Annotated in this window: 12 protein-coding genes; 10 read left to right on the top strand and 2 right to left on the bottom strand. The window is 66.4% G+C overall.

What is annotated here, in order from left to right; translation table 11 throughout:
* Positions 1–49: 49 nt before the first annotated feature.
* Positions 50–2,374 carry a Tex family protein gene (locus tag OHZ10_RS09640; RefSeq protein ID WP_059234025.1) on the bottom strand — a complete coding sequence of 775 codons (2,325 nt, stop codon included), beginning with the start codon at positions 2,372–2,374 and terminating at the stop codon, positions 50–52.
* Positions 2,375–2,538: 164 nt separating this feature from the next.
* Between OHZ10_RS09640 and OHZ10_RS09635 the strand changes: the two genes are divergently transcribed.
* The 3 genes from OHZ10_RS09635 (at position 2,539) to OHZ10_RS09625 (ending at position 5,888) form a co-directional block, all read left to right on the top strand.
* A complete protein-coding gene (locus OHZ10_RS09635; RefSeq protein WP_342702239.1) occupies positions 2,539–3,291 on the top strand; it encodes a hypothetical protein in 753 nt (250 codons plus the stop codon).
* A 76-nt stretch (positions 3,292–3,367) separates the two neighbouring features.
* Positions 3,368–3,583, top strand: coding sequence for a YdcH family protein (locus OHZ10_RS09630; RefSeq protein WP_006478692.1), 216 nt, complete (start codon positions 3,368–3,370; stop codon positions 3,581–3,583).
* Positions 3,584–3,638: 55 nt separating this feature from the next.
* Entirely contained in the window at positions 3,639–5,888 is a 2,250-nt protein-coding gene (locus OHZ10_RS09625; protein ID WP_059234027.1) for an ATP-dependent DNA helicase, read from the top strand.
* 120 nt (positions 5,889–6,008) lie between these two features.
* Here the strand turns inward: OHZ10_RS09625 and OHZ10_RS09620 are convergent, their stop codons facing one another.
* Positions 6,009–6,833: an outer membrane protein assembly factor BamD gene (locus tag OHZ10_RS09620; RefSeq protein ID WP_059234028.1), complete on the bottom strand. Its 825-nt coding sequence runs from the start codon at positions 6,831–6,833 to the stop codon at positions 6,009–6,011.
* A gap of 41 nt (positions 6,834–6,874) precedes the next feature.
* On the opposite strand from OHZ10_RS09620, the gene OHZ10_RS09615 reads away from it, so the two are divergent.
* From OHZ10_RS09615 to OHZ10_RS09585, 7 genes are all read left to right on the top strand, one after another.
* Positions 6,875–8,086 (top strand): RluA family pseudouridine synthase, encoded by a 1,212-nt coding sequence (locus OHZ10_RS09615; protein WP_174994111.1) that lies wholly within the window; start codon positions 6,875–6,877, stop codon positions 8,084–8,086.
* Between the two features lie 6 nt (positions 8,087–8,092).
* A complete protein-coding gene (pgeF, locus tag OHZ10_RS09610) occupies positions 8,093–8,932 on the top strand; it encodes a peptidoglycan editing factor PgeF (RefSeq protein WP_342702234.1) in 840 nt (279 codons plus the stop codon).
* 360 nt (positions 8,933–9,292) lie between these two features.
* A complete protein-coding gene (phaC, locus tag OHZ10_RS09605) occupies positions 9,293–11,176 on the top strand; it encodes a class I poly(R)-hydroxyalkanoic acid synthase (protein ID WP_059234030.1) in 1,884 nt (627 codons plus the stop codon).
* Positions 11,177–11,275: 99 nt separating this feature from the next.
* Positions 11,276–12,457, top strand: a complete 1,182-nt coding sequence (locus OHZ10_RS09600) for an acetyl-CoA C-acetyltransferase (protein WP_059234031.1) — start codon at positions 11,276–11,278, stop codon at positions 12,455–12,457.
* Between the two features lie 120 nt (positions 12,458–12,577).
* Entirely contained in the window at positions 12,578–13,318 is a 741-nt protein-coding gene (locus OHZ10_RS09595; protein ID WP_059234032.1) for a 3-ketoacyl-ACP reductase, read from the top strand.
* A 118-nt stretch (positions 13,319–13,436) separates the two neighbouring features.
* Positions 13,437–14,003, top strand: coding sequence for a polyhydroxyalkanoate synthesis repressor PhaR (phaR, locus tag OHZ10_RS09590; RefSeq protein WP_059234033.1), 567 nt, complete (start codon positions 13,437–13,439; stop codon positions 14,001–14,003).
* Positions 14,004–14,407: 404 nt separating this feature from the next.
* On the top strand, positions 14,408–15,253 hold the full coding sequence (locus OHZ10_RS09585; RefSeq protein WP_342702232.1) for a lysozyme inhibitor LprI family protein: 846 nt from the start codon (positions 14,408–14,410) through the stop codon (positions 15,251–15,253).
* Positions 15,254–15,333 lie beyond the last annotated feature (80 nt).

Here is a 15,333-nt window from a genome sequence, read left to right as displayed (position 1 = left end):
AAGCCCGCCGTAAGGCGGGCTTTTTTGTGCGTCGACGGCTTTCGCGTGCTCAGCGCTTCAGCTTCGCGAATGCCGCGGCCATCGCGCCGGCCGGTTCCGGCTCGCGCGAACGCTGCGGGCGAGCCGCGCCGCGTCCCGCGTTGCCGCGATCCTGGCCGCTGCGCGACGACATGCCGGGCGCTGCCGCGTCGTCGTCGAGGCGCATCGTCAGCGCAATGCGCTGGCGCTTCACGTCGACGTCGATCACCTTCACCTTGACGACCTGGCCGGCCTTCACGACTTCGTGCGGGTCCTTGATGAACTTCGTCGACATCGCGGACACGTGGACGAGGCCGTCCTGGTGAACGCCGATATCCACGAACGCACCGAACGCGGCGACGTTCGTCACGACGCCCTCGAGCGTCATGCCCGGCACGAGATCCGACACCTTCTCGACGCCTTCGCGGAACGTCGCCGTCTTGAATTCCGGACGCGGATCGCGGCCCGGTTTCTCGAGTTCGGACAGGATGTCGCGCACGGTCGGCAGGCCGAAACGCTCGTCAACAAATTCCGTCGGGGACAGGCCCGACAGTGCTTCGCGGTTGCCGAGCACGTCGTCGATACGCTTGCTGATCTTCGCGAGCATCCGTTCGACGACCGGATACGCTTCCGGGTGCACCGACGAGCGGTCGAGCGGATTCTCGCCGCCGTTGATGCGCAGGAAGCCGGCGGCCTGTTCGAAGGTCTTGTCGCCGAGGCGCGGCACCTTGCGCAGGTGCTCGCGCGACGGGAACGGGCCGTTCGCATCGCGGTAGTCGACGATGTTGCGTGCGAGCGTTGCGTTCAGCCCCGACACGCGCGCGAGCAGCGGCGCCGACGCCGTGTTCGCGTCGACGCCGACCGCGTTCACGCAATCCTCGACGACCGCGTCGAGCGAGCGCGCGAGTTCGCGCTGGTTCACGTCGTGCTGGTACTGGCCGACGCCGATTGCCTTCGGCTCGATCTTCACGAGCTCGGCGAGCGGATCCTGCAGGCGGCGTGCGATCGACACGGCGCCGCGCAGCGACACGTCGAGCTCCGGGAATTCCTTCGCAGCGAGCTCGGAAGCCGAGTAGACCGATGCGCCGGCTTCCGACACGACGATCTTCTGCAGGCGCAGCTCCGGGTGCTTCGCGATCAGTTCGCTCGCAAGCTTGTCGGTTTCGCGCGATGCGGTGCCGTTGCCGATGCTGATCAGTTCGGCCTGCGTCTGCGCGGCGATGCGCGCGAGTTTCGCGATCGAGCCGTCCCAGTCGCGGCGCGGCTCGTGCGGGTAGATCGTGTCGGTGGCGAGTACCTTGCCGGTGCGGTCGACGACCGCGACCTTCACGCCCGTGCGCAGGCCGGGGTCGAGACCGATCACGGCCTTCGGGCCGGCCGGCGCGGCCAGCAGCAGGTCGTTCAGGTTGCGCGCGAACACGCGGATCGCTTCGGCTTCGGCCGTTTCACGCAACTGCGTGAGCAGTTCGTTCTCGATATGCGGCTGGACCTTCACGCGCCAGCACCAGCGGCAGACGTCGGACAGCCATTTGTCGGCCGGCCGGTTCTGGTTCGCGATGCCGAAATGGCGCGCGATCATCGCCTCGCCGGGGTGCGGCACCTGCGCGTCGAGCTCTTCACCGAGGCCGAGCTTGACCGTCAGCACGCCTGCGTTACGGCCGCGGAACAACGCGAGTGCGCGGTGCGACGGCACGGTCTTGATCGTTTCCGCGTAGTCGTAATAGTCGCGGAATTTCTCGCCTTCCTCGTTTTCCTTGCCTTCGACGACAGCCGACGACACGACCCCCTGGTTGTGCAGGTAGTCGCGCAGCTTGCCGAGCAGCTCGGCCGTTTCGCCGAACTGTTCGGACAGGATGTCGCGCGCGCCGTCGAGCGCAGCCTTCACGTCGGCCACGCCCTTGTCGGCGTCGACGTACGCGGCCGCCTCGGCCTGCGGGTCGAGCAGCGGGTTCGCGAGCAGCGCCTGCGCGAGCGGCTCGAGACCGGCCTCGCGGGCGATCTGTGCGCGCGTGCGGCGCTTCGGCTTGTACGGCAGATAAAGGTCTTCGAGCACCTGCTTGCTGTCGGCTGCGTCGATCGCGGCACGCAGCTCGCCGGTCAGCTTGCCCTGTTCGTCGATGCTCGACAGGATTGCCGCGCGGCGATCCTCGAGCTCGCGCAGATACAGGAGGCGTTCCTCGAGCTGGCGCAACTGCGTGTCGTCCAGGTTGCCGGTCACTTCCTTGCGGTACCGGGCAATGAACGGAACGGTCGAGCCTTCGTCGAGGAGTTGCACGGCCGCCGCGACCTGGCGCGGCTGGACGGACAGTTCGGTGGCGATGCGCTGTACGATCTTGAGTGCTACGGTTTCCGTCATGTCGTAGATGGTCTATCTGCCTGCTGAAATCGCGGCGAGGGCCGGCAGGCCCGGAGCGGCGGGCTGCATGGCGGGCCCGGCGGGCCAGATGCCGCGGGTGAGTGAAGCGGGGCATTTTGCCATAAATGGCGGAGCGTCCAGCCGGGGGTGATAGAATTTGACACATGTCCCGCAGCTTTCCTACGACGTTGCCAACTTCCCGAATTTCTCTCGTCGCGCTCGGCGCAGCGCTCGCCGCGGCTTTGTCCGCCGGGCCTTCCGGCGCGTTCGCGCAGGCCTCGGGCGCACCCGCGCCGGACGCCGTCGCGGCCGCACCCGTTGCAGCCTCCGCCGCGCCGGATTTCGACGCCCGTCAAAAAGTGCTCAATCAACGCTCCGCCGAAAACGATTATCGTTATGCGGTGGCCGAGCACGATTGCTACAGCAAGTTCTTCGTCAATTACTGTCTCGGCAAGGCGCGCGACCAGATGCGCGACGAGCGGGCAGGCATTCGCCAGGAGCAGCTCGCGCTCAACGACGAGCAGCGTGCGGTGCGCGCGCAGCAGCGCGACCAGCAGCAGGCGCTGAAGCAGGCACAGAATGCGGCGGAAGCGCCGCAGCGCGCGGCGAACGAGGCGGCAAACGCGGCTGCATTCCGCGACAAGCAGGAGCAGAATGCACTGAAGCAGGCGCAACGCGGCGCGGAAGGGCCGCAACACGCGGCAAGCAAGCAGGCATACGACCAGAAGCAGGCGGATTTCCAGCACAAGCTCGACCAGGCGCACCAGCAGGCTGGGCAGAAGGCGCAGGAGCGGGCGGACAACGCCACGCGCTACGAGCAGAAGCAGAAGGAAGCCGCGCAGCACAAGGCCGATGTCGAGCGGCGTCAGCAGGAAGCGGCCGACAAGGCCAAGCAGCAGCAACAGCAGGGGCAGTAACGTGTTGGATTGATCGGGATCAGTCTCGGGCGCGCCGGCATGCCAGCCGTCGCGCTGCTTCGATGAGGAGGCAAGTATGCAAAACCGTCACACGGAACAGCAGCAGGAATTGCACAACCGTTTGGCTGCATTGCAGGAGCAGCACCAGCAGCTCGCTCGGGAGATCGAGCTGAAGGAAGGACACTCCGACATCGACGACATCACGCTGCACCGGCTGAAGAAGGAAAAGCTGGCCGCCAAGGACAAAATCATTCTGCTGCAATCGCAGCTCGAACCGGATAAGCGCGCCTGAGCGCGGCCTGGCAAGCGCCGGCGCCGCCCGGGCGCTGGACACAGGAACGCTTGCCTTGAATTCACCGCTTGAAGCCACCCCCGATGCCCGGCGCGACACGACGTCTGCCGGGCGCGTTCGTGCGCCCGAAGGCACCTTCGAGCTGAGCCGCAAGCGCGTCGACGAACTCGACACCATCTTCGGCGATGGCGGGTTGCTGGCGCGCGCGCTCGACGGCTACCGGCCGCGTACGTCGCAGATCGAAATGGCGCGTGCAGTCGCGTCCGCGATGGAGGCGTCCGCGCGCCGGATGCCCGAACCCGAGATCTTCGAGACCCGCAAACGGCCGGCGCGCCGCCTCGGCGACGGCGACAAGACGGCCGAGCCGGGCGCGGACGGCGCCACGTCGGGCGAATCCGACAGCGACACAGGCGACAACACGCTGATCGTCGAGGCCGGCACGGGTACCGGCAAAACCTATGCGTACCTGGTGCCCGCGATGCTGTGGGGCGGCAAGGTGATCGTGTCGACCGGCACGAAACACCTGCAGGATCAGCTGTTCCTGCGCGATATCCCGACCGTGCGCAATGCGCTCGCGGTGCCGGTGTCGGTCGCGATGCTCAAGGGGCGCTCCAACTACTTGTGCCACTACTACCTGCAACGCACGGCGGACAACGGTCGCCTGCCGTCGCGGCAGGATACCGCCTATCTGCAGGAAATCGTCCGCTTCGCGAAGATCACGAAGAGCGGCGACAAGGCCGAGCTTGCGAGCGTGCCGGAAACGGCGCCCGTGTGGTCGATGGTCACGTCGACGCGCGACAACTGTCTCGGCCAGGAATGCCCGCATTACAAGGAATGCTTCGTGATGCAGGCGCGGCGCGAGGCGCAGCAGGCGGACGTCGTCGTCGTCAACCATCACCTGTTCTTCGCGGACATCATGCTGCGCGATACCGGGATGGCCGAGCTGCTGCCGAACGCCAACACGGTCATCTTCGACGAAGCGCACCAGTTGCCGGAGACCGCGACGCTGTTCTTCGGCGAGACACTGTCGACCACGCAGATCCTCGAGCTGGCACGCGACACGGTGGCCGAAGGCCTGAGCCATGCACGCGACGCGGTCGAGTGGGTGAAGCTCGGTGGCGATCTCGAGCGCGCGGCGCGCGACTTGCGTCTCGCGTTCGCGAACGACCAGATCGTGCGCATGTCGCTCGCGCAGCTCGGTGACGATCACCCGATGTTCGGCGCGCTCGACGCGCTCGAGGCGGCGCTCGACGCGCTCGCGTCGGCGCTCGCGAGCCAGGCCGAGCGCGCGGAATCGCTCGGCGCCTGCCTGCGGCGCGCCCGCGAGCTGCAGGACCTGCTGGCCGGCTGGGTCGCGCCCGGCGCGACGGAGGCGGCCGCGAAAGCCGACGCGGCGGCGGCCGGCGACAAGGCGGCATCCGACGGCGACCCGAACGAGAAAGTGCGCTGGGTCGAGGTGTTTGCGCACACCGTCCAGCTGCATGAAACGCCGCTGTCGGTCGCGCCGATCTTTGCGAAGCAGCGCGCAGGCGTGCCGCGCGCATGGGTGTTCACGTCGGCGACGTTGTCGGTGCGCGGCGATTTTACGCACTACGCCGCGCAGATGGGCCTCAGCTCGCGCCGTTCAATGACGCTCGCCAGCCCGTTCGATTACCAGTCGCAGGGGCTGCTGTACGTGCCGCGCAACCTGCCGCAACCGTCTTCGCCGGCGTTTACCGACGCCGTCTTCGATGCCGCGCTGCCGGCGATCGAGGCGTCCGGCGGCGGCGTTTTCATGCTGTGCACGACGCTGCGGGCGGTCGACCGGATCGCTTCGAAGCTGCGCGATGTCATCGAATCGCGCGGCTGGAACACGCCGCTGCTCGTGCAGGGCGATGCGAGCCGTACCGAACTGCTTGACCGTTTCCGCGCGTACGGCAACGCGATCCTGGTCGGCAGCCAGAGTTTCTGGGAAGGCGTCGACGTGCGCGGCGACGCGCTGTCGCTCGTCGTGATCGACAAGCTGCCGTTCGCGCCGCCCGACGATCCGGTGCTGGCCGCACGCCTCGATGCGCTGACGAAGAAGGGCTTGAGCCCGTTCGCCGTGCACCAGTTGCCGCAGGCCGTGATCACGCTGAAGCAGGGCGCGGGCCGGTTGATTCGTGCGGAGACGGATCGCGGCGTGCTGATGATCTGCGACACGCGGCTCGTCGACAAGCCCTATGGGCGCCGGATCTGGCAGAGCCTGCCGCCGTTCAAGCGCACGCGCGAGATCGCGGTCGTGCAGGATTTCTTCGACGAGCACCGTTCGGACAAGCGCGCATGACGGCACGCGCGGCGCTTGCCGCGTGAACGCCCCGGCGCCGCTCGAATGCGGCGCCAATAAAAAACCCGGCGCGATGGCCGGGTTTTTTGTTCGTGCAGCGGGCGTTGCGTCGTGCGTTCGTCAGAACTGCCACCACGACTTCGTCGCGCCCGGGCGCGAATGGCCGGTGACGTACGGGCTGTCGGGGAACGTGCCCGCGAGTACGCGCTTCGTGTCCTCGGCGAGTTGCGGCTGGTTCAGCTTGTTGTACGACAGGATCATGATGTGGAGTGCGTCTTCGATCGCCGGCGCACCCTTGTAATCCTTGATCGCGAGCTGTGCGCGATTGATCGCCGCCACATAGGCGCCACGACGGTAGTAGTAGTCGGCCGCGTGCACTTCGTGCGACGCGAGCGCGTTGACGATGTAGCGCATCCGTGCAGCTGCGTCGGGCGCGTACTTGCTCTTCGGGAAGCGGTCGACGACGACCTTGAACGCATCGTACGATTCGCGCAGCGCCTGCGGATCGCGTTCGCTCATGTCCTGGCCGGAGAAGCGCCCGAACAGGCCGAGATCGTCGTTGAAGTGGATCATCCCCTTCAGATAGTACGCGTACGGGATATCCGGATGATCCGGGTGGAGCTGGATGAAGCGGTCGACGGCCTGGTCGGCGGCTGCCGCTTCGTTGTCCTTCCAGTTGCAGTATGCAACGTTGATCTGCGCCTGTTGCGCGAAATGGCCGAACGGATCGCGGCCTTGCAGCGATTCGAAATATTTCGCGCACTTGCCCCAGTCGCCGCCGGACAGTGCGTCCTGGGCCTCTGAGTATAATTTGTTATTCGACCAGGTAGCCGTCTCGTCCTGCTTCTGCGGCAAGCCGTGGCAGCCGGCGATGAGGGCCGCGGCCGCTACCGCCGCAGCCCGGGCGGCGACGGTTCTGGCCGTACGTTTGGTCGAATTCATCATGCTCGCATGTCCTAGCTTCAAGTCTCGGTGACCCAGTCTAAATGACCCGTTCAAGTTCGCAGAATGCCCAGCCGGGCACACCAAATCGCGAAGATTATAGCCCAAGCGATCGGCCCGCCGACGCCGCGTCGGGGGATTCCCTCGATGACGATCTGGCCGGCGACGCGATGCAGCCGCCCGTCGTGCCGTCCGCGGCGGTCGACGAGGCGCCGCGCGTCGTCGAAGTGCCGCTGTCGCTCGCGGGTGAACGCCTCGACAAGGCGCTTGCCCAGCTGTTCCCCGAATTCTCCCGCAGCCGCCTGCAGAGCTGGATCGAGGCGCAGCGCGTGCTCGTCGACGGCGCGCCGGCGAAGATCCGCCAGCCGGTGCCGCTCGGTGCGAAGATCGAGCTCGTGCCCGACCTGCTGCCCGAGCAGCTCGCGTTCACGCCGGAGCCCGTGCCGCTCGACGTGATCTACGAGGACGACGCGCTTGTCGTGATCAACAAGCCGGCCGGTCTCGTCGTGCATCCGGCCGCCGGCAACTGGAGCGGCACGATTCTCAACGGTTTGCTGCATCGCTACGGCGACGCGGCGGCCGGCCTGCCGCGCGCGGGGATCGTCCACCGGCTCGACAAGGAAACGTCCGGCCTGATGGTGGTGGCCCGCACGCTGGCTGCACAGACGGACCTCGTGCGCCAGCTGCAGGCCCGCACGGTGAAGCGCCGCTACTTCGCGCTCGTGTGGGGCACGATGCCGGAGGAAGGCACGATCGACGCGCCGATCGGCCGCGACCCGCGCGAGCGCACGCGCATGGCCGTCGTCACGGGCGCGTCGGGCAAGCCCGCACGCACGCATTTCCGCACGGTTGACACATGCCTGTGGCAACGTCAGCCGGTTTCGGCGATTCAGTGCGATCTCGAAACCGGCCGCACGCACCAGATCCGCGTACATTGCGCGCACGCCGGGCATCCGCTGCTCGGCGATCCCGTCTACGGGCGGGCGCGCGGCAAGCGCTCGGTCACGCCGCTGCCGGACGGGTTCGCACGACAGGCGCTGCATGCATGGCGGCTCGGCCTCGTGCATCCGGTCACCGGCAAGGCGATGCAATGGCGCTGCCCGTTGCCGGACGACATGAATACGCTCGTCGCGGCGCTCGGCTTCGGGCAGGGCGACGAGGAATTCGACGACGACGACGGTGTCTATGACGATGACGATTTCGGCGGCGAGTATCACGATGACGAGCCGTACCTGGACGACGATGAGGAGGCATGAGTGCCGATGACGAACCTGGCGCCCTTGACGTGGCAGGACTGTGTTCAGCCCGACTGGCAGGTGTCGCCGCGCGTGCGTGCGCTGATCACGACGCGCGACGGCGGCGTGAGCGAAGGCCCGTACGGGCGCTGGCAGGATGGAGACGCGTTGCCGGGCGGGATGAATCTCGGCCTGCATACCGGTGACGACCCGGCCCACGTCGCCGCGAATCGCGCGCGTTTGCTCGGTCTTGCCGGCCAGTCGAGCGCCGCATGGCTCGAACAGGTTCACGGTGCGCAGTTCGCGCGCGCGGACGAGGTGATCGCGATGGCGCCCGCCGCCGCGGCGCCGGTGCAGGCCGACGCGAGCGTTACGGACCGGGCAGGGGCCGTCTGCGTCGTGATGGTCGCCGATTGCCTGCCCGTGCTGCTGTGCGACGCGCAGGGCCGGGCGGTCGGTGCCGCGCATGCGGGCTGGCGCGGGCTCGCGGCCGGCATCGTCGAGCAGACCGCGGCACGCGTTGCGGCGCTGGCCGGCGGCGCGGCGGACACGCTGCATGCGTACCTCGGGCCGGCGATCGGCCCGCAGGCGTTCGAGGTCGGTGCGGACGTGCGCGACGCGTTTCTCGACACGGCTCCGCAGTCGGAGCATGATAAAACCCGGCTTGCGTTCGTCGCGATCGACGGCGCGCCCGGCAAGTTTCTCGCCGATCTCTACGCGCTCGCGCGCCTGCGTCTCGCGCGTGCGGGCGTGGCGCACGTGAGCGGCGGGACGGCCTGCACGGTCACCGAACACGCACGCTTCTATTCGTACCGCCGCGATCGCGTGACGGGCCGCATGGCGGCAGCGATCTGGCTGGCCGATTGACGGCATGCGCATGCGCGCGCGGTTTGTTGCGTCGCGAAATCGGGTTATCTCGATATTTAGACGGCAATGCGGCGCGGCATGCGCATCTGAATGAAAAATCCCGAAGTCAAGCCAAACAAAATGTTTTATGTTTCGCCGGAACCCTTGTCCCGCCTGTTGCACGCGGATTATCTCCGTGCAGAAATGTTCAGTGGTTTGACTTGGCGCTTCACATGGGGAAAACGATAATGATAAAAATACCGCACTGCGGCAGAATCTGGAGACGCCTCTCCAGAGCATGACGGCCCGGCTCGCAACCGGCACGCCGCGCGCGAGCAGGATTTCACGATTGACGCTCACGAATCACCGGTAAGGCAGGTAATGACAGCATCGAAAAATTCGTCGACGTCCGCTCAGGCGGGCACTTCCGCGGGCAGCACCGGTTTCGATCCGGCCGCCCAGCCGATGCAGCAGATGTTCGAGTCGTGGTTGAACGCGTGGCGCGGTTTTGCAGATCCGGCGCGTGCCGCGACTGCGTCGGCTACCGTCAATCCGTTCGCGACATTCCAGTTCCCTGCGTCGTTTCCGTTCCAGATGCCGTCGATGCCCGATCTCGGTGGCCTCGCGGGCCTTGGCGGCATGGCTTCGCCGTTCGCGGGGCTGAAGCTGCCGGTTGCCGCGATTCCGCCCGAACGGCTCCAGGCGCTGCAGGCCGACTACGCGCGCGATTGCATGACGCTGATGCAGCAGGCCGCGGCCACGAAGCTCGAATCTCCCGAATTGAAGGACCGCCGCTTCAGCGGCGACGCGTGGAAGTCGTCGCCTGCGCATGCGTTCGCGGCTGCGTGGTATCTGCTCAACGCGCGCTATCTGCAGGAGCTGGCCGACGCGCTTCAGACCGATCCGAAGACGCGCGAGCGCATCCGGTTCACGGTCCAGCAATGGACGGCCGCCGCCGCACCGAGCAACTACCTCGCACTCAATCCCGACGCACAGAAATCGATTCTCGAAACGCAGGGCGAAAGCCTGCGGCAGGGGATGATGAACCTGCTCGGCGACCTGCAGCGCGGCAAGATTTCGCAGACCGACGAATCGCAGTTCGTGGTCGGCAAGAACCTCGGGTGTACTGAAGGCGCGGTCGTCTACGAGAACGACCTGATCCAGCTGATCCAGTACACGCCGAAGACGGACAAGGTGTTCGAGCGGCCGCTGCTGATCGTCCCGCCGTGCATCAACAAGTTCTACATCCTCGACCTGCAGCCCGAGAATTCGCTCGTCGCGCACGCGCTGTCGAACGGTCATCAGGTGTTCCTCGTGTCGTGGCGCAATGCGGATGCATCGGTCGCGCACAAGACGTGGGACGACTACATGAACGAGGGGCTGCTCGCAGCGATCGACGCCGTGCAGCAGGTCAGCGGCCGCGAGCAGATCAACACGCTCGGCTTCTGCGTCGGCGGCACGATGCTCGCGACCGCGCTCGCGGTGCTCGCCGCACGCGGCGAACATCCGGCCGCGTCGATGACGCTGCTCACCGCGATGCTCGACTTCAGCGATACCGGCATCCTCGACGTGTTCGTCGACGAGGCGCACGTGCAGATGCGCGAGCAGACGATCGGCGGCAAGAACGGTACGCAACCGGGGCTGATGCGCGGCGTCGAGTTCGCGAACACGTTTTCGTTCCTGCGTCCGAACGATCTCGTGTGGAACTACGTCGTCGACAACTACCTGAAGGGCCGCACGCCCGCGCCGTTCGACCTGCTGTACTGGAACAGCGATTCGACGAGCCTGCCGGGCCCGATGTACGCGTGGTACCTGCGCAATACCTATCTCGAGAACAAGCTGCGCGAGCCGGGCGCGCTGACCGTGTGCGGCGACACCGTCGACCTGTCGCTGATCGACGTGCCGACCTTCATCTACGGTTCGCGCGAGGATCACATCGTGCCGTGGCAGACGGCCTACGCATCGACGTCGATCCTGTCGGGTCCGCTGAAATTCGTGCTCGGCGCGTCGGGTCACATCGCAGGCGTGATCAATCCGCCGGCGAAGAAGAAGCGCAGCTACTGGATCAACGACGGCGACCTGCCCGAATCCGCGGACGACTGGTTCGCCGGTGCGGCGGAGCAGCCGGGAAGCTGGTGGACGACGTGGGTCGAATGGCTCGACCAGTACGGCGGCCGCAAGGTGGCGCCGCCCGCCGGGGCCGGTTCCGCGCAGTTCCCGGTGATCGAGCCGGCGCCGGGACGCTACGTGTTGCAGCGCGATTGACGAAATCCGGACAGCGGCGCACGCTGTCCGGTGCACCGCAGTTTTTTTAACAGGGCCGGTAACGATGCGCCGTGTCGTGCGGGCCTGGAGGAAAGGGAAATGACGGACGTAGTGATCGTATCGGCCGCGCGGACCGCGGTCGGCAAATTCGGCGGCTCGCTTGCGAAGATTGCGGCGCCCGAGCTGGGCGCGACGGTGATCCGCGCGGTGCTGGAGCGTGCGGGCGTGAAGCCCGATCAGGTCAGCGAAGTGATCATGGGCCAGGTGCTGACGGCCGGTTCGGGGCAGAACCCGGCGCGGCAGTCGCTGATCAAGGCCGGGCTGCCGACGGCAGTGCCGGGGATGACGATCAACAAGGTGTGCGGCTCGGGCCTGAAGGCCGTGATGCTGGCGGCGAACGCGATCGTCGCGGGCGACGCGGACATCGTGATCGCGGGCGGCCAGGAGAACATGAGCGCGTCGCCGCACGTGCTGCCGGGCTCGCGCGACGGGTTCCGGATGGGCGACGCGAAGCTGGTCGACACAATGATCGTCGACGGCCTGTGGGACGTGTACAACCAGTACCACATGGGCATCACGGCGGAGAACGTCGCGAAGGAATACGGGATCACGCGCGAAGAGCAGGACGCATTCGCGGCGCTGTCGCAGAACAAGGCGGAAGCCGCGCAGAAGGCCGGCCGCTTCGACGACGAGATCGTGCCGGTGTCGATCCCGCAACGCAAGGGCGAGCCGCTGCAGTTCGCCACCGACGAATTCGTGCGCCACGGCGTGACGGCGGAATCGCTGTCCGGGCTGAAGCCGGCGTTCTCGAAGGACGGCTCGGTGACGGCGGCGAACGCGTCGGGGCTGAACGACGGCGCGGCGGCGGTGCTGGTGATGTCGGCGCAGAAGGCGGCGGCGCTCGGCCTGACGCCGCTCGCGCGGATCAAGGCGTACGCGAACGCGGGCGTCGATCCGAGCGTGATGGGCATGGGCCCGGTGCCGGCGTCGCGCCGGTGTCTGGAGCGCGCGGGCTGGACGCCGGGCGACCTGGACCTGATGGAGATCAACGAAGCGTTTGCTGCGCAGGCGCTGGCGGTGCACAAGCAGATGGGCTGGGACACGTCGAAGGTGAACGTGAACGGCGGCGCGATCGCGATCGGTCACCCGATCGGCGCGTCGGGCTGCCGGATCCTGGTGACGCTGCTGCACGAGATGGTCAAGCGCGATGCGAAGCGCGGGCTGGCGTCGCTGTGCATCGGCGGCGGGATGGGGGTCGCGCTCGCGGTCGAGCGTCCGTAACCGGTCATTCGTCACCGGCGTATCGAATCCGGGCGCCGGCCGATTGCGGCTTCGGCCGGCGCTACGTGAAGTCAGAGGGGGCCTCGGCAGCTCTCGAAACCAAAAAATGGAGTGAGATTCATGTCTCAGCGAATTGCGTACGTAACGGGCGGGATGGGCGGCATCGGCACCAGCATCTGCCAGCGTCTGTCGAAAGACGGCTTCAAGGTCGTCGCGGGTTGCGGCCCGAACTCGCCGCGCCGCGTGAAATGGATCGAGGACCAGAAGGCGCTCGGGTACGATTTCATCGCGTCGGAAGGCAACGTCGGCGACTGGGACTCGACCAAGGAAGCATTCGACAAGGTCAAGGCCGAAGTCGGCGAGATCGACGTGCTGGTCAATAACGCGGGCATTACGCGCGACGTCGTGTTCCGCAAGATGACGCATGAAGACTGGACGGCCGTGATCGACACCAACCTGACGAGCCTGTTCAACGTGACGAAGCAGGTGATCGACGGGATGGTCGAGCGTGGCTGGGGCCGCATCATCAACATTTCGTCGGTGAACGGCCAGAAGGGTCAATTCGGCCAGACCAACTACTCGACCGCGAAGGCCGGCATCCACGGCTTCACGATGTCGCTCGCACAGGAAGTCGCGACGAAGGGCGTGACGGTCAACACCGTGTCGCCGGGCTACATCGGCACCGACATGGTGAAGGCGATCCGCCCCGACGTGCTCGAGAAGATCGTCGCGACGATCCCGGTGCGACGTCTCGGCGGGCCGGAGGAAATCGGTTCGATCGTCGCGTGGCTCGCGTCGAACGATTCCGGCTTCGCGACGGGCGCCGACTTCTCGCTGAACGGCGGCCTGCACATGGGCTGACGCCCGGGCTGCGCGGGCCGGGTGGCCGCGCAGCCGGGTGTGTTCCGAAGGCCCCCGCCTCCCGGATTCGGGCGGCGGGGATTCGTCACTTGCGCTACGCTGCACTGAAAGGCGTTACATGACTACTACAAAGAAGACGGCCGAACGGCTCATCAAGAAGTACCCGAACCGCCGGCTCTACGATACCGAGACAAGCACGTACATTACGCTCACCGACGTGAAGCAGCTCGTGCTGGAGCAGGAGGATTTCAAGGTCGTCGATGCGAAGTCCAACGAAGACCTGACGCGCAGCATCCTCCTGCAGATCATCCTCGAAGAGGAAAGCGGCGGCGTGCCGATGTTCTCGTCGTCGATGCTGTCGCAGATCATCCGTTTCTACGGCCATGCGATGCAGGGCATGATGGGCACGTACCTGGAAAAGAACATCCAGGCGTTCATCGACATCCAGAACAAGCTCGCGGATCAGTCGAAGAACATGTACGACACGAATGCGATGAATCCGGAAGTCTGGTCGCAGTTCATGAACATGCAGGCGCCGATGATGCAAGGGATGATGACGAGCTACATCGAGCAGTCGAAGAACATGTTCGTGCAGATGCAGGAGCAGATGCAGAATCAGGCGAAGTCGATGTTCAGCACGTTCCCGTTCAAGCAGCCGGGTGCGTCGGAGCCGGAGAAGAAGTAGCGATGTCGCGGCAGGCCGGCCGCGGCGGCGCGAGCCGTCGGGCGTCGGTGCCGCGAAGCAAGGTGGCGCGGGTCGGCCGATCGCGTGCCCGGGCACGACGATGCGCGGCTGCCGCCTGCCGAAAGATATCGCCGACGATCGTTCGTGATCGTCGGCACGACATGCTCGCGCCGCGTATGGGGCGGGCATGACCGTTGTCCAGTCGATCGAGATCCAGTCACCTGTGAATGAAAGCCGGGGCACGCCGCGCCTGAGGGCGTGTGTTCGACCCGGTGCGGGTGTGTGCCTGTCGCACCCGGAGCGGTGCTGCACGGCAACGCGCGGTACCGGTTCCGGGCAAGCGAGAGAGGCGATGCTGCGTCGATCCGGCGCGGCCGAGAACAACAAACTAACTGAGAGAGCGCATGCGAAGGATTCGAATGGCATCGACCGTCAGGCTGGCCGGTCTTGCCTCGGTGTTCATGTGTGGCGTGGGTTTGGCCTTGCCGGCCCTGGCGATGGATTGCGCGAAGGCCGCGCAACCAGTCGAGAAGCGCATCTGCGCGAGCCCCGTGCTGCGGGCAGCCGATGCGCGAATGAATTCGGCCTATGCGGGCGCGCTGAAGGCCGCGCCGGATGCCGCTATTCGCGACATGCTCGTGCGCAGCCAGCGCCGCTGGATCGCCGCGCGCAACAACCGTCTCGATGCCGATTACGATGGCCATCCGCTGGCCGTCAATGAAGTGCGCAAGGCAATCGACCGACGCAGCGCCGAGCTGGACGATCAGTCCGGTAAAGGACTGGTCGCGCGAGCGTTGGCCGAGCGCCAGTGGCTTGCGAAATACACGGGCGGCCCGTTGACCGGCTTCGATGGCAACTGCGATTTCATTCCCGACGATGCGAGCGGCGCACACGTTTCATATGCGTGTTTCGGCGCGGTTCATGTGCAGCATCGTGCGCGCGTCTGCAGCCAGAGCGAGGACTGGGCGACCGGCGCGGTTTTTCAGTACCGCTCGGTGAGCGCGGCCGACGGCGGGAAGGTGCGCCCGGTGGCGTTCTGCGAGACGCAGGCGCATGGGCATGCGTGCGATAACGGTGGCGCACAATCGGGGTGGATGCGTGCGGGGGTGTCCGGTGACGATAAACGTACGCCCGCACCGGCAACCGGTTTGCCGCAACTCGATGCGGAAATGTGGCCGATCGGCGATGGCGACGATGCGGTGTGGTTCGAGCGGTGTCTGACTGCGTCGGTGTTTCCGGATGCGCGGTAACGTGTGACGCTCCGTGTTCCAGCAAGGCCCGCCATGGCGGGCTTTTTTATTGTTCGTCGGCGGGGGGCATGCGCAGCCGA

This window comes from Burkholderia arboris, from assembly GCF_038723655.1.
In the GTDB taxonomy this organism is placed as follows: domain Bacteria; phylum Pseudomonadota; class Gammaproteobacteria; order Burkholderiales; family Burkholderiaceae; genus Burkholderia; species Burkholderia arboris.
Note: the sequence above shows the minus strand (reverse complement) of the source record. Positions and strands in the feature narration are given on the sequence as shown.